This window comes from Enterococcus sp. S86.2 (genome assembly GCF_059834485.2).
In genome coordinates, this window is the sequence record NZ_CM206813.1 from 330,639 (window position 1) to 349,464 (window position 18,826).

Sequence of the window (18,826 nt, forward strand, 5' to 3'; positions counted from 1 at the left end):
TCCTTTTTAGTATAGCACAACAAAAGTATTCAGAAACTTCTGAGAGCTTTGAATTTTACAATTATATTGAAACTAATCCTAAAATAATGACCTGGTATTAGAAAATTAAATAAGTCTATAACTATAAAGGAAGATAACAATTACTCGTTTGTGGTAAAATTAGAAACTGAATTGGAGGCGTCATATGAAACGAAATTTTAAAAATCCATACGTGTATTTAGGCATTGCCATTTTCATGATGGTGATTTTATTTATCAGTTCTTCGCAAACGTACCACCAACAATCACAAATCGGTTTTTTGGAAACACTTTTAAAAAATGAGCCCTTAAAAAAGCCCCTAAGTCAGATTGCTTTTAACTATGCCGGCAGTGAAGTCAGCATTGCGGCTAAAGGCTATTTTTCCTTTGTGGAGTTTTTTATTCGTAAAGGAGCACATTTTATAACCTACTTTATTTTAGGCGCAAGTTTGACATTGGCCTTATATTACCGTCAAAAAAATTTCTGGTGGGGTGGCTTCTTTGGTCTCTTAAGTGCCACCGGTTATGCTGCTTTGGATGAATTTCATCAAATGTTAACAGGGGATAGAACACCGCTTTTTCAAGACGTACTTTTAGATATGTCAGGGGCACTAACAGCGATATTCATCATCTTGCTTTATCTTTTGGCTACTAAAAAAAGACTTTCATAGCTAGATAAGACCTGTGGCAAAAAATGTCAGCGGTTTTTACTTAAAAATAAGGTTCTCGTCATCATTTTGTTCTAACTTATTTTTTGATATGGTCTTTGATTTGAAAAATGTGGATAAAGGGCTACAATAAAGAGGTGAGCCTAAAAGTTTAGGTAAAAGTGTAACGAGGAGGAGTTTAGATGTCAGGACATTCAAAGTGGAACAATATTCAAGGTCGCAAAAATGCGCAAGATGCAAAACGCGGTAAAATTTTTCAAAAATTATCCCGGGAAATTTATATGGCAGCAAAATCTGGTGGTGGTGACGTGGCAATGAACCCAGCATTACGCTTAGTGGTAGATAAGGCCAAAGCTGCCAATATGCCAAATGATAATGTTGATCGGGCCATTAAAAAAGCAACTAGTTCTGCCGAGGAGGCAAATTATGATGAAGTAACCTATGAAGGTTATGGTCCTGGTGGGGTAGCAATTTTAGTTCATGCCTTAACAGACAATCGCAATCGCACTGCCACAAATGTCCGCGTAGCTTTTACGCGTAATGGCGGTAATTTAGGGGAAACAGGTTCTGTTAATTATTTATTTGAGCGAAAAGGGTATATAGCCATTGAGCGTGAAGGCCTTGCTGTAGATGAAGATACGATGTTTGAAGATGTTTTAGAAGCAGGTGCAGAAGACTTGATTGCTGCTCCTGAAGTTTTTGAAATTTATACGGCAGCAGAAGATTTTACCGCAGTTAGAGATCAGTTAGAAAAAGATGGTTTTACTTTGGCGCAAGCTGAATTGACCATGGTACCACAAACCACGATTGTTTTAGATGATGAACAAAAAGCTAAATTGGAACAACTTGTAGACAAATTAGAAGACGATGACGATGTTGCAGAAGTCTTTACCAGTATGGAAAATTAAGCATGCAATTACCCAAGTTTAAATTTCTCGACGAACGGATTGCCATTCATGAAAGCTTACCGGTCGGAGTCATGCTGGCTATGGCGGGCGGTTTTTTAGATGCTTATACGTATTTATTTCACGGTGAAGTTTTCGCTAGTATGCAATCTGGTAATGTCATTTTACTGGGCTTAAATTTGGCGCAAGGTAATTTTGACCATATCATTCGGTATGTATTTCCCATTTGTATCTTTTTGTTGGGCATCTTTTTTACTGACGTGTTGAAATTTCGCTTTGAACATGAGCGCTTTGTTTGGCAAAATGTTGCAGTCGCCATTGAGGCGGTGGGGATTTTTTGTGTCGGGATTTTTTCTGATTCTGGTCATAATTTATTGATCAATTCTTCGTTGTCATTTTTTGCAGCCATTCAGTTTGCTACATATCGGCGTTTAGCAGGCTTGCCTTATGCTACGACAATGACGACTGGAAATTTGCGCTCAATTGCAGATTATACGTACCAACATTTTTTCAAAAAAGATCCAACTGCCAGTTTTAAAATCAAATATACGGCTACGATTATTTTTGCCTTTTGTTTAGGGGCAATTTTAAGTACGCTGTCTGCCCATCTTTTTGCTGGAAAAGCAATTTGGTTGGTATCCTTATTGCTATTTGGCGTACTTGGCATTACCATTTATCATCAAAAATGAAATAAGCCTAGCTTAGAAATTTTTTCTAAGCTGGGCTTATTTTATACATAAAAAAAGACTGCGACAAAAATCTGTCACAGTCTTTTTGCATAATCTTTATTAGACATCATTTTAGCACGACGATTTTAGCAATTAAAAAACTAGAACCGGTGTACCAGTTGAAACCATGTTGAATAATTTTGCCATTACGTCTGGTGGTGTGTTGATACAGCCGTGGGACCCACGTGTTTTCCAAAGATCGCCACCATAGGCTGGTTGCCAGTCTGAATCGTGAATACCAACGCCAGTCCAATCTATAGGCATCCAGTAATCTACTGGACTAGCATATTTTGTTCCGTCGTCATTTTTGCCTCGGAGTGTTTCGTTGCGAGATTTTTCCCAAACATAGAATACGCCAGGTGGTGTCGGTGATTTTGGTTTACCCGAAACAATATCGGTTTCCAGTGCAACCGCACCATCTTTGTAATACCACATATGTTGATTTTGTAAGTCTACTTCAATATACGTACTGCCGACTAAAGGTTTGTCAGCTGTGCCACTGCCTTTTACAATTGGTGAGCGCGTGAAGTTTTCACCCTTCATAATTTGTTCCATTAGTGCGGGTACTTCTTGATCTGTTTGGATAGTCCAACTTAAAGTGCCATCTGGAACTGTCACATCACCTCGCAGTGTGCTTTTGAAGTTTGTGGGATTACTGCTTGTATTATATTGTTGACCTAGTTCGGTTACATAGCCCGTTACTTTGTCTTTATTTAAGGTAACTTTACCATCTTTATATTCCAACCAGTCCATGATAGTGGTTGTTGGAATTTGGAATTGGTCACCATTAATGGAATAATTTGCTTGAATTTGGGCAACTTTATTTAAAGCATTTAATTCTTCTTTTAAATTTGCATCATTGGCGGTAACTTTTGGCTTTTCAGTATAGTTGGTTAACTCCAAGCTGTCTTTATTACTGCTGACTGCTTTTTTGACGTCAGCCACGACAGCTGCAACATTAACGGAATTTCCTTCGACCTCAGGAGTCACTGTAAAACCGCCAGGACCTTTTGTTAAAGTAGCATCTTTTGTTTTTGTACGGTTTTTATTAAATTCATTTAATTCATTTTCAATTTTTTTAATCGCACTGGTAAGTTGATCTTCGTTGACTGCCACGCCGTCTAATTTATCGTCACTTTCAGCAAAGACATACGCCACGCCCCATTTCCAACGATTTTGGGCATCTTTGATTTTTTCCAAATCTTTGGTGTAGTCAGTTTTTAAACCTAAGTCAACTTTTTTTATCGACTGCCAATTTGTGCCATTATCTTTAATATCAAAGGTTTGCTCATCGGCGGCCCCTTTTAGTTTCGCATTGGCTTCTTTGACCGTCAAATTTGCAATGCTTGTTTCATTGATTTTTGTATTGGGTAAAAAATGATCGCTATAATGAAAGCTCCGCGCGGCATATGCGCCCCCGGCAATAACGAACAAGGCTAAAAAAATAGCAAGAATCACTTTAGTATGTTTTTTGTGGCGAGAAGCTCTAGTCATCAGATATCTCCTTAAAGCGTTTAGTTTTATAATAAAATTATATCGAGAATATCATAGCACAGATTGTGAAAAAAGCGAAGATTATGCTTAAAAGACAATAAAAAATTTAAAACTGCTGTTTTCATTAAGTATACCTTTAATGAAATGATTAAGGAGCCTTATTTTGAAATTTTTCATCAAAAAAACCTGCCAACAAAAATGCGGGCAGGTTTTTTTAATTAGATTAAATTATTTAAGCTTATTTAGCAGCGTCTTCGGCTTCTAATTTTTTGAATGCTTCATCTACAATATCTTTTAATTGTGAAGCAGAAGCGTTCATACGGTCTTGTTCTGAGTCAGTCAATGGAATTTCAATAACTTGTTGAATTCCTTGCGCATTGATGACAGCAGGTGCACCGATATAAATATCGTTTAAGCCGTATTGACCTTCCAAGTAAACAGATAATGGGAAGACTGCATTTTCATCATTTAAAATAGCGCGGGTAATTCGTGCCAAGGCCGTTGCGATACCATAGAAAGTTGCGCCTTTTTTATCGATGATCGTGTAGGCTGCGTCACGAACACTAAAGAACAAGTTAACCATAGCTTCTTCATCGACGTCAGGATTGTTTTTAATCCATTCGTAAATTTGTAAGCCGGCAACGTTAGCGTGTGACCAAACTGGAAATTCTGAATCGCCGTGTTCACCTAAAATATAGGCATGGACATTGCGGGCATCTACTTTAACTAATTCCGCAATTTTTTGGCGGAAACGAGCAGAATCTAAGGAAGTACCTGAACCGATAACGCGTTCTTTTGGAAAACCTGAGAATTTCCATGTTGAGTAAGTTAGAATATCAACTGGGTTAGCGGCAACCAAGAAAATGCCGTTAAAGCCAGAGGCCACGATTTGAGTTACAACGTCGCGGTTAATTTTTAAGTTTTTATGAACTAAGTCTAAGCGAGTTTCACCTGGTTTTTGAGGTGCACCAGCAGTAATAACAACTAAATCGGCATCATGTGCGTCTGCGTAAGTAGCTGAGTAAATTTTCTTAGGAGAAGTCCAAGCTAGGGCATCAGTTAAATCTAATGCGTCGCCTTCAGTTTTTTTGACGTTAATATCGACGATCCCAACTTCTTGGGCGATATTTTGAGTTACAAGTGCAAAAGCATAACTAGAACCAACAGCTCCGTCACCTACTAAGATAACTTTTTGGTGGTCTTTTAAGAAAGCACTCTTTTTTCCATCTGTCATGTTTGTTTCATCCCTTCTCAGATTATTTCCTTCACAAGCAATCCTATCATTTCAGTTATCTTTTGTCATGCGATATGCCTCGATATAATACAGTTTTATCAGCTGTTTCTTTTTGTGAGCACTTACATTATTACGAAAGTTTGTTTTAGTTTGAACAATGGATTTTAGTGGGAATATCTCTAAAAAAAGCTAAAGAGCGCTTGCAACTTTTAGCTAATCTGTAAGTTTGTGTTATAATACTAAAACAATACAGTTAATAAAATTTTTTAATTAATGTGCAATTAACGAAATAGTGAGCGTAGCTAACTTGATTGCAAAACTAGACTAGGGGATAATTTGTCGCCTGGCCTTTTGGCGTGTTTTAGTTGAAGTGAAATGAGGAATAATAATGAAGATGATCGTTGGCTTGGGAAATCCTGGGTTGAAATATGCAAAAACAAAACATAATGTCGGCTTTATGACAATTGATCGTTTAGCCCAAAAGTACAACGTTACGTTTAAACGCAACAACTTTGAAGCTGAACAAGGAGAGTTTTTTCTTGATGGTGAAAAAATTATTTTAGTTAAACCCCAAACCTTTATGAATGATTCTGGTAGAGCTGTGGGACCTTTGATGACGTATTTGGGTGTTTTACCCGAAGAGTTAGTGGTAGTATATGATGACTTGGATTTAGCGGTAGGGAAAATTCGTTTACGGCAAAAAGGCGCATCTGGTGGCCATAATGGAATTAAGAGCATTATAACACATTTAAAAGGCAGCCAAACTTTTGATCGAATTAAAATCGGCATTGGTAGACCGCCTCAAAATATGACAGTTGTCAATCATGTACTAAGTCCTTTTTCACAAGATGATTTACCATTGATTGAAACCAGTATCGACCATGGTGTCGCTGCTTTAGAAGAATATTTTAAAACAAATGATTTTATTAATACGATGAATAAATTTAATTAATAAAAACAAGATTAACTGAGTAGCTAGCGCAGCAATAAAAAAAGCGTCTTTAGTGACCGAACCCGTCACTTAAAGCCTCTTTATCTTATTGCTCGCTAGCAAAACGGCTATTTAAAACATCTTAATGAAATCGAGTTTTATCAGCTAGAAAAATCGACAACAAGCAAATAAAGTTGAATGATAAAAAGCATCATTAAAATTTATTTGTCTTGTCGCTCATTTTCTGAACGAGCCGCTAAAACATCTTAATGAAATCGAGTTTTAAACAACCTGCCAGCTCGACAATAAAAAAAGCGTCTTTAGTGACCGAACCCGTCACTTAAAGCCTCTTTATCTTATTGCTCGCTAGCAAAACGGTTATTTAAAACATCTTAATTTAGGAGGTAAAAATATGGATTTGCTTGGTTTGTTTGATAAGGTACCGCAGATTGGCCAATGGCAAGAACAGTTAGCCCAAAAGAGTAAACGGCAATTGTTAACTGGCCTTTCAGGTTCGGCCAAAACACTGGCGCTGGTCAGTACATTAAAAAAATTGCAAAAATCAATTTTAGTCATTACGCCGAATTTGTATTATACCAATCAATTAGTTGAAGATTTGCGTAATGTAACAGATGCTGTTTTTGCCTTTCCAGTGGATGAAGTCCTATCAGCAGAAATGGCTTTTGCCTCACCAGAAGCAAAAGCAGAACGGGTGCAAACATTAAATGCTATTTCCCAAAATGAATTGGGGATTTATGTTATGCCAGTGGCAGCGTTGCGAAAGTACTTGCCTACGCCTAAGACGTGGCGTGACTATCAATTGCATTGGCAAATTGGTGATGAGTTAGATTTAACAACTTTACCAGCGCAGCTGGTTTTAATGGGGTATCAGCGGGAAAGTATGATTGCTAAACCCGGCGAATTCAGTATTCGTGGTAGCATCATAGACATTTATCCTTTACATGCAGAATATCCGGTGCGGGTGGAATTATTTGATGTTGAAATTGATTCCATGCGCTATTTTGACGTGGAAACACAACGTTCTTTAGGGAATGTAGACCATGTTTTGATCAGTCCAACCAGTGAGCTGGTTTTTACTGACCTTGAGCTCAAAACAGGTGCCAAAAATTTAAAAATAGCTTTGGAAAAACGTTTAGCAGTCACCAGAGAAAAAACAGATCAAGAGTTTTTAAGTGAATATTTTGGTCAACTGCAAAATGAGTGGTTGAAGGGCGAGCCAGGAGAAAATGTCAATTTTTATCTTGATTTTCTTTATGAGCAGCCAACGACGATTGTGGATTACTTTGCAAAAGACACGCTTTTAATGGTAGATGATTATCCCCGCATCATGGAAACCAATCGTGAAATTGAGCGAGAAGAAGGGGAATGGCAGGTTCAAAAAATTAGTGAGCTGCGCGTCTTTAGTGAACAAAAATTTGGCGTAGACGTGCACCAGTTCTTCCAAAAGGAAACATTTACGACTAGCTTTTTTGCATTATTTCAAAAAGGGATGGGAAATTTACGTTTTGGCGCGATTTGGAATTTTCAATATCGGCCGATGCAACAGTTTTTCAGCCAAATGGGTCTATTAAAAGCCGAGTTAGAACGCTGGGAAAAACAGCAGCAGACGGTTTTATTTTTAGTAGCAGATGAAGAAAGAGCACAAAAGTTGGACCATAATTTCCGTGATCATGAAATTTATGCACCGGTGGCCAAAGGGGATAAATTAATTACCGGTCGCAGTCAAATCGTGATCGGTAGCTTGCAAAGCGGTTTTGAAATGCCGCAAGATCGTTTAGTCGTTGTGACAGAAAAAGAGATTTTTCAAAAAGTAAAACGAAAACGCGCGCGGCGTCAAACAATTACCAATGCCGAACGATTAAAAAGCTATAACGAATTAAAACCAGGGGACTATGTTGTTCATGCTAATCATGGGATTGGGAAATATATCGGCATGGAAACCTTGGAAGTCGATGGCGTTCATCAAGATTACATCACGATTTTATATCAAAACGACGATAAGCTCTTTATTCCCGTTACGCAATTAAACTTGATTCAAAAATATGTTGCTTCAGAGTCCAAGACCCCTAAAATTAATAAATTAGGTGGTAGTGAATGGAGTAAAACAAAACGAAAAGTCTCCGGTAAAATTGAAGATATTGCCGATGATTTAATTGCTTTATACGCAAAAAGAGAAGCAGAAAAAGGCTTTGCCTTTGCACCAGATGATGCGTATCAAAAACAATTTGAAGATGCTTTTCCATATACGGAAACAGATGACCAACTTCGCAGCGCTGCTGAAATTAAGCGAGATATGGAAAAAGCAAAACCGATGGATCGCCTGCTGGTGGGGGATGTTGGGTTTGGAAAGACCGAAGTAGCGCTACGGGCTGCCTTTAAGTCTATTAAAGAAAGTAAACAGGTTGCCTTTTTAGTTCCTACCACGATTTTAGCGCAACAACATTATGAAACGATGCTTGATCGTTTTGAGGGTTTTCCAGTCAATATTGGTTTGCTTAGTCGTTTTAGAACGAAAAAACAACAAGCTGAGACACTGGAACAAATTCGCACCGGGCAAGTGGATATTGTAGTAGGAACGCACCGCTTATTGTCCCAAGATGTGAAATTTTCTGATCTAGGATTATTGGTCATTGATGAGGAACAACGTTTTGGTGTGAAGCACAAAGAACGTTTGAAACAATTACGTTCTCAAGTGGATGTTTTGACCTTAACGGCGACACCGATTCCCCGCACGTTGCACATGTCCATGTTAGGGGTACGGGATTTATCGGTCATTGAAACACCACCGGAAAATCGTTATCCTATTCAAACCTACGTGATGGAAAAAAATCCTGGCGCAATTCGAGAAGCGATTCACAGAGAACTAGCCCGAGATGGTCAAATTTTTTATTTGTACAATCGAGTGGAAACGATTGAAAAAAAAGTCGATGAATTGCAAGCTTTAGTCCCAGAAGCCCGGATTGGTTACGCCCATGGTCAAATGACAGAAATTCAATTGGAAAACACGTTGTTAGACTTTATTGAAGGGCAATATGATATTTTAGTCACCACGACGATTATTGAAACAGGAGTGGATATTCCAAACGTCAATACGTTGTTTGTGGAAAATGCCGACTACATGGGTTTATCTACTTTATACCAATTAAGAGGGCGCGTTGGTCGGAGTAATCGGGTAGCTTATGCGTATTTCATGTATGAACCACAAAAGATTTTAAATGAAGTAAGTGAAAAGCGACTCCAAGCGATTAAAGATTTTACTGAACTAGGCTCTGGTTTTAAAATTGCAATGCGAGATTTATCGATTCGAGGCGCGGGTAATTTATTAGGTGCCCAGCAGCACGGCTTTATTGATGCGGTTGGTTTTGATATGTATTCGCAAATGTTAGAAGAAGCTGTTGCCCGCAAGCAAGGTAAAAATATTCAAAGCCAAAAAACTTCAGTGGAAATTGACTTGGGGATTGACGCTTACTTGCCGGGTACGTATATTACTGACGAACGCCAAAAAATTGAAGTATATAAACGGATTCGTGAATTAGAAAACGAAGAGCAATTGGATGAATTGCAAGATGATTTGTTGGATCGTTTTGGAGAATACCCGGATGAAGTTGCCCATTTATTGACGATTGGTCAAATTAAAATGGACGGCGATCGCGCTTTATTGGAAAGTATTCGCAAGATTAATCAACAAATTAAAGTAACATTAAGTAAAGTTGGTACAAAAACGTATACAGTCGAACAATTATTCGAAGCGTTGTCTGTGACCAAAATGAAAGCTGCAATGGCTGTAAGTAACGACAAAATGACGATTACATTAACCATTGGGCAAAAAATGACGCAGGCTGTCTGGCTTCATGAAATTCAAGAATTTATTAAAGCGTTACGAGAAGAAAAATATAAGCGCGCGATTGTACCTGAAACGAAATAACTTAGCAAAGTTTAAAATTACTTTATTTTAAGTAAAGAAATGTAGATCAGATGTTCTTTCATAGCAAATTGAGGCACACTAAAAGGGCAAAAAGCAAGAGGTGAGAAGATGAAGGCAGAAAATGCCAAAGAAAAAGTAAGTCAAATGCAAAAAATGATGCAAGGCGCCTTTGTGCTAACTGCCGCTTCTTTTATTGCCAAAGTATTAAGTGCGATTTATCGCGTTCCCTTACAAAACTTGGTGGGAGACAAGGGTTTTTACGTGTACCAGCAAGTATATCCTATTTATGGTTTGGCGATGACCTTAGCGCTATCGGGACTGCCCCAATTTATCTCCAAATATATCGCAGAAATAAATGGTGTCAAAGAACAAAAAAATGCCATTCAAAAATTAATTCCAGTCGTATTTTACTGCGGGCTAATCTTGTGGGGAGTGACTTTTTTTGGTGCTGGTATTATTGCACTTTTAATGGGCAATGAGCTGTTAACCCCGTTAATTATGATTGTATCTTTCACCTTTTTATTGATGCCTTTTCTCGCTTTTTATCGTGGTAACTTTCAAGGGCAACTGCAAATGGTTCCCAGCGCAGTTTCTCAAGTGGTGGAACAATTTGTTCGCGTCGGTGTCATTATTGCGGCAGCGCTTATGTTTCAAGCTGGCATTTTAGATGTCTATGAAACCGGTACGCTTGCTATGAGTGGCGCTGTTTTTGGCGGACTGTGGGCTGTGGTACTGCTCGTTTATTATCAAAAGAAAATCAGTGGCGTCAGTTTGAATTTACTAAAGGATTTTCATTTTGGTAAAATTGATAAGAAATTAGTGCGGCGCTTTGTGGTTGAAGGCGGTTTGCTGTCGATTTACACGGGGTTTTTGATTTTGTTTCAATTAATTGATTCTTTTGTCATTGCCAATGAATTACAAAATTTTGGTTTTAATCAAACGAACGCACAAATTGCTAAAGGAGTATATGATAGAGGACAGCCCATGGTACAATTAGGTTTGGTAGTGGCTGCTGCCTTAAGTTCTACTTTTTTACCAGCCTTAACGAAATATCTAGTTGCCCGGAATCATAAGTTGTTTCAAAGTTCAGCCAAAATTTATTTGCGCCTGACAACGAGTATTTCACTGGCTGCTTCTTTTGGGTTGGCGCTGGTCATGCCTTCTTTAAACTATGCTCTCTTTAAAGATCAGGCCGGTAACGACGTCTTACAAGTTTTTGTTTTTTCTGTCTTTTTAATGGCAGTCATTCAAGCTTATCAAGCAGTCGCCCAAAGTCAAAATCATTTTCGACCGGCTTTAAAAGCGGCGATTATAGGCTTAGTGGTGAAATTTGCCACGACATTAATTTTGACCGCCACAATGGGAACGTTAGGGGCCAGCGTGGGGACGATATTGGGTTTAGTGGCGACTTTGTGGCGTCTCATTCAAGCTGAAGATCAAGTGATTAATCGTTTTTGGCGTGAGCGTTTCTTTCTAAAAAAAATGATAAGCAGCTTATTAGTTATGAGTGGAGCTGTGGTGCTATTTTATTTTTTAGTGGCTCTTTTTGGCGGATTCCAAACGCGTTTTGGAGCACTTGTAGTGACTATTTTAGCGGTTGCAGTAGGGGTTTACGCCTTTTTAAAAGCTGCGATACGCTTTGATTTGTTGACACTAAGAGAATGGCTAATGTTGCCTTTTGGTAAAAAATTATTACGTTTAAAAAAATCTAAATAAAGAAAACGAGGGAAAAAGATGCGTTTAGACAAATTTTTAAAAATTTCACGGATCATCAAGCGGCGTTCTGTCGCAAAAGAAGTAGCGGATAAAGGTCGCATCCAAGTAAATGGCAAGCTGGCCAAATCTTCTAGTACGGTTAAAGTTGGCGACCAGGTCAAAATTGGTTTTGGAAATAAGACCTTAGAAATTAAAGTCTTAAAATTACATGAGTCCACCAAAAAAGAGGATGCTGCTCAAATGTATGAAATTATTAGCGAAATAAGAAACGAAAATGTCTAGAAATTCATTAGACAAGCCTACTTTAAGTTGCTATAATTAATTTTGGATTATCCAATTTGCGCAAGGTAAGGAAAGGACGTGACAGACGTGATAAATGGCCGCAATCAAAATGTTGAACAACTTGATAATGAATATGTCAAAAAACAAATTGCCAAATATCAAGAACAACATCGGAAGGTTGTTTTTAAACGTCGTCGTTTAACGTTACTTTTAGTCATTACCTTTTTGATTTTTGCTTTTGTCGGTTTCCAACTTTTTTCAGATCATCAACGTTTGGTGAAATTAGAAGCGATAAGACAAGAAGCTCTGGCAGATAATAAGGTAGTAACAAACAATGTCGACCAATTGAAAAAAGAAGTCGCTTTGCTAAAGGATGAAGACTATGTGGCAAAACTTGCCCGCAGCCGTTTTTATTATTCTAAAGACGGTGAAAAAGTTTATCCTATCGCTGGGAATAATCAAAGCAATAAACAAGAAGACGCAAAAGTGGAAAAAGCCATTGATCGGACGAATGGGTCATCTACTGCTGAAGAGTAGTAAATATAAATTTCAGGTTTAAACTAGGAGGAACAAATCTTTTATGTCAATCGAAGTAGGAGCTAAGCTGCAAGGAAAAGTGTCGGGGATTACAAATTTTGGTGCTTTTATTGATCTGGGTAACCGTAAAACTGGTTTGGTGCATATCAGTGAAGTATCAGATGGCTTTGTCAAAGACATCAACGACGTTTTAAAAGTCGGAGATGAGGTAACAGTGTTGGTAACATCTGTTGGTGATGACGGCAAAATTGGGTTATCCATTCGCAAAGCAGTAGATAAACCACAAGCAGAGAAAAAGGAATTCAAAAAAGAACCAAGTCGTCGTCCAGCTCCTAAGAAACCATTTTCTAAAGGACCTAGCGTAAGTGCTAATAAAAAAGAAGACTTCGATTCATTGATGAGTTCATTTTTAAAAGACAGTGATGATCGCCTATCTTCACTTCGTCGTAATACAGAAGGTAAACGTGGTGGCCGTGGCGGCCGTCGCAGCTAAAAAAACTGTACCGCAATAATTTTGCGGTACAGTTTTTTTCTTAGCTCAATTGATCATTTTTTATCAGGCTAGAATAATAGGGAAGCAATTATTAAGGCAGATAAAAGGATAAGGGATAACAACATGCCTACACTAATAATAGGGTGACTATTTTTGAAAAATTGCCAAGCTGTGGTGTTAGTACTTGCCAATTGCTTTGTAAAATAAAACAATACCAGCATGTTTAAAAGCATACCTAAAGACAAGCAAACCATAGCAAATAAAGATAATTTACCAAAAAAATTTTGCGTAACAAAAGTTAGACCGAAAATAATATTTGTTACCCAACTAATAAGAAAGTATTTCTCCGCTATCTTTGTTGCCTCGATTTTCTTAATGTTTTCTACCACATTTGATCCCTCCAATAATAGATTATCAAGTGATAAATGAAAAAGTTTGGCTAAAAGAATCAGGCTATCAATATCTGGAGTGGTTTTATTGTTTTCCCAATTTGAGATCGTTTTTGTTGAGACAAAAATTTGCTCAGCTAGCTGTTCTTGTGTCAATTTGTGGGCTATTCTTTTTTCTTTTAATAAAATTCCTATTTCCATTTATCTACTCCTATAATTTACCAACAGGTAGGTGTTGTTTCCATCCAATATATTGCAGATCATACAATAAGTCACGAGTAAAAGATTTCTAATCCACCAGCTTAGTGAAAAATTGACTAGAAAAATATTACAATTCTGATTTTAAGGCACTTTAATCGATGAAAGGAATGCGTTACTTTTCTTTTTTTGCTAGATACTGTTACTTCTTATTTTGCCGCAATCGTGTAAAATAGAAAGTAACAGCAAAAGACGCAACCAGCGATAAAAGTGTTGGTGCCTAAAGAAGGAGAAAGATGGAACGAGAATTTGAACAGTTGGGGAATAAGCAAGCCTTTTGGCAACAAGGAAGTCGAATATTATTAGCGGTTTCTGGTGGAGCAGATTCTTTTGTGTTGCTACGTTTAATGGCAAAAATGAGTCTAAAATATGATTTTTCCATCGGAGTTGCCCATATTAATCATCAACTAAGACCAAGTTCAGCCAAAGAAGCGCAGAATTTGGCTCAGTATTGTAAGGAACACGCCATTTCCTTTTATGAACGAAAATGGGAGGACGTTCCTCATGCCGGGGTAGAAGAAGCGGCACGAAGGTTTCGCTATGCTTTTTTTACTGAACTGATGCAGGATTATTACTTTGACACATTGATGACTGCTCACCATGCAGATGATCAACTGGAAACCATGCTGATGAAAATGATTCGAGACGGCCAATTGAAAAATGCAATGGGAATTAAAGCGCGCCAAGCTTTTGCTGGCGGCAAATTAATTCGTCCCCTTTTACCCTACAGCAAAGAAGAGATTTATGATTATGCTAAAAAAGAAGCGTTGCCGTATTTTGAAGATGAAAGCAACTACTATTTAGATGTGCAGCGAAATCGAATTCGTCAACAGATAACGCCGCTTTTAAAAGCGGAAAATCCCCAAATTTTAGCGCATTTTCAGCAATTATCCCAACAATTGATTTGGGCAGAAGAAATTATTGAAGAAAAAATGGCAGCTTGGGTTAGCGCAAATGTGACGCAAATAGAGCAGAGTTTAAGCTTTAAGGTTAGCGCCTTTTTGACCTTACCAATAAGAGAACGTTATTTTACCTTGCAGTATTTGGCTCAAAAACTAAAACGCAGTTGTGAGGTGACCATTACTGAAGAAAACTTGCAACGCATTTTGGCTCTTCTGAAATCAGACAAAGCCCAATGGCAATTGGATATTGCAGCAACGTGGCAAGTTTTAAAAATGTATGATGAACTGACGATTGGCAAAAAGCCAACTGTTAATAAGGCGCAAACTTTTCATTTTAAAGTAGGCGATAGTGGCTTTTTGTCTGAAAATGAATGGCTAGCTATTGTTTCTGTAGATGAAACTGTTAATCTTCCCGAAAAAGTCAAACTTTGGTCAGAAATCAGTCAACCTTTAGCATTAAACTTCCCCAATGAGGTGATTATTCGAAAAAGAGTGGATGGGGATCGCATTCAACTAAAAGAAAGCTTGCGCAAAAAGGTTAGCCGCATTTTAATTGATAAAAAAATTCCCAATGATAGACGGGAAAAAACGTGGGTTGTGACAGATACGAACAATCAAGTCTTGGCAGTGCTACCAATTGCCTTTTCTTATTTGAGTATTGCTGTAGAAACTGATAAAATACACTACAGACTGCTTTATAAATACCAATAATCTATCCATTGGTGATAGTAAAATAAGGAGACAGACATGTTAGCAAAAGATATTGAAAAAGTGCTTGTATCACGAGAAGAAATCAACGCCCGCTGTAAGGAACTAGGAGAAGAATTAGCAGCAGAATACAAGGATAAAAATCCCCTTGTGATCGGTGTTTTAAAAGGTTCAATTAATTTTATGGCGGATATTTGCCGTGAAATGGACTGCTATTTGGAATTAGACTTTATGGATGTTTCAAGTTATGGCAACGCTACTGTATCTTCTGGTGAGGTTAAAATTTTAAAAGATTTAGATACAAATGTTGAAGGCCGGGATCTATTAATAGTAGAAGATATTATTGATAGTGGCCGGACGTTAGCTTATTTAGTCGATTTATTTAAATACCGCAAAGCCAATTCAGTCAAAATCGTAACATTATTAGATAAACCTGAAGGCCGCGTAGTAGATATTGAAGCGGATTATGTTGGTTTTGATGTGCCAAATGAATTCGTCGTAGGCTATGGCTTAGACTATATCGAACAATACCGCAACCTACCCTATGTAGGCGTTTTAAAACCTAGCGTTTACGAATCAAATTAATCCGCTAAATGAAATGACTTGTGATACAATAAAATGGTCAGGATTGATAAAAATCACACAAACAATATTTGAAGGACCTTTTTTAAACGGAAAAGAGTTGTTTTAAAATAACGATTTTTCAAAAAAAGACTTTCGATTAATTAAGGAGGGCAAGCATGAACAAAAAAGGTAATAATGGTATGTTAAAAAATACCTTATACTATGTACTCGTGCTTTTGGCCATGATTACGGTGGTTTATTTCTTATTTGGAAATAACAGCCAACAATCGCCAGATATCGAGTACTCTACTTTCCGCCAACAACTATCTGACGGTAAAGTGAAGTCATTTAGTGTACAGCCGGTGAATGGTGTTTATAAAATTACCGGGGAATACAAGGACAAACAAAAAGTAGAAAACAATAATGGGTTAACCGTTTGGGGCGAAACAAGCAGCGAGTCAACGCACTTTGCCACAACGATTTTACCAAACGATAATACATTGAAAGAAGTTACTGCACTAGCGGATCAAGAAGACGTGAAAACAGTAATTAAAGAAGAGTCCAATAGTGGTCTTTGGATTTCTCTTCTAATGACCTTCTTACCACTTGTGATCATCATTTTCTTCTTTTACATGATGATGGGACAACAAGGTGGCGGCGGTGGCGGTGGCGGCCGTGTTATGAACTTTGGCAAATCAAAAGCCAAAGAAGCTGACAAAAAAGCCAATCGGGTTCGTTTCTCTGACGTTGCCGGTGCCGAAGAAGAAAAACAAGAACTAGTCGAAGTAGTTGAATTCTTAAAAGATCCACGCCGCTTTGTTGAATTAGGCGCAAGAATTCCTGCTGGTGTGTTATTAGAAGGACCTCCCGGAACTGGTAAAACATTACTTGCTAAAGCCGTAGCAGGCGAAGCTGGCGTACCGTTTTATTCCATTTCAGGTTCTGACTTCGTTGAAATGTTCGTCGGTGTCGGAGCATCTCGGGTAAGAGACTTGTTTGAAACTGCGAAGAAAAATGCACCTGCGATTATCTTTATTGATGAAATCGATGCTGTTGGTCGCCAACGTGGCGCGGGTATGGGGGGCGGTCACGATGAACGTGAACAAACCTTGAACCAATTACTCGTTGAAATGGATGGTTTTGATGGCAACGAAGGCGTTATCGTTATCGCTGCAACAAACCGTTCTGACGTATTAGACCCAGCGTTATTACGTCCAGGTCGTTTTGACCGTCAAATTTTAGTTGGTCGTCCTGACGTTAAAGGTCGTGAAGCAATTTTACGTGTTCATGCCCGGAACAAGCCGTTAGCTGACGATGTTGATTTGAAAGTTATTGCCCAACAAACGCCTGGTTTTGCGGGGGCAGATTTAGAAAACGTCTTGAACGAAGCTGCTTTAGTAGCTGCTCGTCGGAATAAGAAGAAAATCGATGCTTCTGATATCGATGAAGCAGAAGATCGCGTTATTGCCGGTCCTGCGAAAAAAGACAAAGTAATCAGCAAACGGGAAAGAGAAATGGTGGCTTACCACGAAGCCGGACATACGATTGTTGGTTTAGTTCTATCTCGTGCTCGTATTGTTCATAAAGTAACGATTATCCCACGGGGTCGTGCTGGCGGTTATATGATTGCTTTACCAAAAGAAGATCAAATGTTAATGACCAAAGACGACATGTTTGAACAAATCGTTGGGCTTTTAGGTGGACGGACTGCTGAAGAAATAATTTTTGGTGTGAAATCCACAGGAGCATCTAATGACTTTGAACAAGCGACAGGTCTTGCCCGCAGTATGGTAACTGAATACGGAATGAGTGATAAATTAGGTCCGGTTCAATATGAAGGCAATCACCAAGTCTTTGTCGGTCGTGATTATGGTCAAACAAAAGCTTACTCTGAACAAGTAGCCTATGAAATTGACCAAGAAGTACGTCGTATCCTAAATGAAGCGCACCAAAAAGCGCATGAAATTATTGAAGCGCACCGGGCACAGCATAAGTTGATTGCTGAAAAATTATTAGAGCATGAAACATTGGATGCTAAAGCCATTAAATCCTTGTTTGAAGAAGGTAAAATGCCAGCAGGAACAGAAACAGAAGAGTATCCTTCTGAAAAAGCACAAACCTTTGAAGAAGCTAAACGCGCATTAGAAGAAAAAGACGCGCAAAAACAAGCCGAAGAAAAACAAGATTTTGAAGAAGCAAAAGACTACTTCGATGCTGAAGCAAAAGAAGCAGAGTTCCATCCAGAACAAGAAACAAAAGAAGTTCAAGATGAATTGAAACAAGAAAAAGATGAAACAGACAAAGATGCATAATCTTATGTTTCATAAGACGTGATAGTTTTTACTATTGCGTCTTTTTTTCATATAATGAAGCGAATTTATATTAAATAAAGAAATGAGGAGTCTGTGTGAGAAAGCTTTATATCAAACAAAAAGTGTTTAGTATTGGTGAGAAATTTAACGTGACCGATGCCGACCAAGAACCTTTATATCATGTTCAAGGTAGTTTTTTGAAAATTCCAAAGCAGTTCACGATTTTTGATCGCAATGATCACGTTATCGGTGAAATTACCAAAAAAGTTTTAGCGCTTTTGCCTCAGTTTACAGTTATGATTGATGATGAGGCGGCCATTGTGATTAAAAAGGAATTGACTTTATTTAAAGCGCGCTACCATATTGAAGCAGACGGAATTAGTGTGCAGGGAAATTGGTGGGATATGGACTTTGAAGTTGTAAAAGACGGTCTGCAAATTGCAGTTATCAATAAACGCTGGGTTTCATGGGGAGATACGTATGAAGTGACAGTTTTTGATGAACGTTATGAAAAACTAATCGTTGCTTTAGTCGTAGCAATTGATTGTGTCAAAGCAGACGACAATGCAGCGGCATCTTCTGCAAGTAGTTAAGCTAGTGGCGAAAGAGGCTTCTTATGGCAAGAGGTCTCTTTTTTGCCAGATAAGAAAATATAAGTTTTTTTCACCAGTAAAAACATTACAGCAGACATTATAACGATGTCTGGTTTTGCAAACTCGCTTAATCGCCAATAAGCAAAAAT

Annotated in this window: 16 protein-coding genes; 13 read left to right on the top strand and 3 right to left on the bottom strand. The window is 38.1% G+C overall.

From position 1 onward, the window contains the following. The first annotated feature begins 184 nt into the window (after positions 1-184). From AC6R0T_RS01380 to AC6R0T_RS01390, 3 genes are all read left to right on the top strand, one after another. Positions 185-688, top strand: coding sequence for a VanZ family protein (locus tag AC6R0T_RS01380; protein WP_230709545.1), 504 nt, complete (start codon positions 185-187; stop codon positions 686-688). Positions 689-867: 179 nt separating this feature from the next. Further along, on the top strand, positions 868-1,593 hold the full coding sequence (locus AC6R0T_RS01385) for a YebC/PmpR family DNA-binding transcriptional regulator (protein ID WP_303753549.1): 726 nt from the start codon (positions 868-870) through the stop codon (positions 1,591-1,593). Positions 1,594-1,595: 2 nt separating this feature from the next. Further along, positions 1,596-2,279, top strand: a complete 684-nt coding sequence (locus AC6R0T_RS01390) for a YoaK family protein (protein ID WP_206902544.1) — start codon at positions 1,596-1,598, stop codon at positions 2,277-2,279. Between the two features lie 132 nt (positions 2,280-2,411). Here AC6R0T_RS01390 and AC6R0T_RS01395 read toward each other — a convergent pair whose 3' ends face one another. Together AC6R0T_RS01395 and AC6R0T_RS01400 are read right to left on the bottom strand one after the other, a co-directional pair. Then, a complete protein-coding gene (locus AC6R0T_RS01395; protein ID WP_303753548.1) occupies positions 2,412-3,812 on the bottom strand; it encodes a L,D-transpeptidase family protein in 1,401 nt (466 codons plus the stop codon). 238 nt (positions 3,813-4,050) lie between these two features. Beyond that, positions 4,051-5,046, bottom strand: coding sequence for an L-lactate dehydrogenase (locus tag AC6R0T_RS01400; RefSeq protein WP_206902542.1), 996 nt, complete (start codon positions 5,044-5,046; stop codon positions 4,051-4,053). A 388-nt stretch (positions 5,047-5,434) separates the two neighbouring features. Between AC6R0T_RS01400 and pth the strand changes: the two genes are divergently transcribed. The 6 genes from pth (at position 5,435) to AC6R0T_RS01430 (ending at position 12,951) form a co-directional block, all read left to right on the top strand. After that, entirely contained in the window at positions 5,435-5,998 is a 564-nt protein-coding gene (gene pth, locus AC6R0T_RS01405) for an aminoacyl-tRNA hydrolase (protein ID WP_206902541.1), read from the top strand. A gap of 391 nt (positions 5,999-6,389) precedes the next feature. Then, the gene (mfd, locus tag AC6R0T_RS01410; protein ID WP_303753547.1) at positions 6,390-9,923 is read left to right on the top strand and encodes a transcription-repair coupling factor; all 3,534 of its coding nucleotides are present in this window, start codon (positions 6,390-6,392) and stop codon (positions 9,921-9,923) included. A gap of 108 nt (positions 9,924-10,031) precedes the next feature. After that, positions 10,032-11,639 (top strand): putative polysaccharide biosynthesis protein, encoded by a 1,608-nt coding sequence (locus AC6R0T_RS01415; protein WP_242595739.1) that lies wholly within the window; start codon positions 10,032-10,034, stop codon positions 11,637-11,639. 18 nt (positions 11,640-11,657) lie between these two features. Continuing rightward, a complete protein-coding gene (locus AC6R0T_RS01420; protein WP_206902539.1) occupies positions 11,658-11,921 on the top strand; it encodes an RNA-binding S4 domain-containing protein in 264 nt (87 codons plus the stop codon). A 78-nt stretch (positions 11,922-11,999) separates the two neighbouring features. Beyond that, complete coding sequence (locus AC6R0T_RS01425) at positions 12,000-12,458, top strand: FtsB family cell division protein (RefSeq protein WP_396139787.1); 459 nt, start codon at positions 12,000-12,002, stop codon at positions 12,456-12,458. 43 nt (positions 12,459-12,501) lie between these two features. Next, positions 12,502-12,951 carry a S1 domain-containing RNA-binding protein gene (locus AC6R0T_RS01430; RefSeq protein ID WP_206902538.1) on the top strand — a complete coding sequence of 150 codons (450 nt, stop codon included), beginning with the start codon at positions 12,502-12,504 and terminating at the stop codon, positions 12,949-12,951. A gap of 68 nt (positions 12,952-13,019) precedes the next feature. Here AC6R0T_RS01430 and AC6R0T_RS01435 read toward each other — a convergent pair whose 3' ends face one another. Next, positions 13,020-13,541, bottom strand: coding sequence for a helix-turn-helix domain-containing protein (locus AC6R0T_RS01435; protein ID WP_303753546.1), 522 nt, complete (start codon positions 13,539-13,541; stop codon positions 13,020-13,022). A gap of 293 nt (positions 13,542-13,834) precedes the next feature. On the opposite strand from AC6R0T_RS01435, the gene tilS reads away from it, so the two are divergent. The 4 genes from tilS to AC6R0T_RS01455 all read left to right on the top strand — a co-directional run bounded on the left by tilS (position 13,835) and on the right by AC6R0T_RS01455 (position 18,677). Next, positions 13,835-15,211 (top strand): tRNA lysidine(34) synthetase TilS, encoded by a 1,377-nt coding sequence (gene tilS / locus AC6R0T_RS01440; protein WP_303753545.1) that lies wholly within the window; start codon positions 13,835-13,837, stop codon positions 15,209-15,211. A 36-nt stretch (positions 15,212-15,247) separates the two neighbouring features. Further along, a complete protein-coding gene (gene hpt, locus AC6R0T_RS01445; protein WP_206902535.1) occupies positions 15,248-15,793 on the top strand; it encodes a hypoxanthine phosphoribosyltransferase in 546 nt (181 codons plus the stop codon). 155 nt (positions 15,794-15,948) lie between these two features. Next, positions 15,949-18,084, top strand: coding sequence for an ATP-dependent zinc metalloprotease FtsH (gene ftsH, locus AC6R0T_RS01450; RefSeq protein WP_206902534.1), 2,136 nt, complete (start codon positions 15,949-15,951; stop codon positions 18,082-18,084). A gap of 95 nt (positions 18,085-18,179) precedes the next feature. Continuing rightward, positions 18,180-18,677 (top strand): LURP-one-related/scramblase family protein, encoded by a 498-nt coding sequence (locus AC6R0T_RS01455; protein ID WP_206902533.1) that lies wholly within the window; start codon positions 18,180-18,182, stop codon positions 18,675-18,677. The last annotated feature ends 149 nt before the right edge of the window (positions 18,678-18,826 follow it).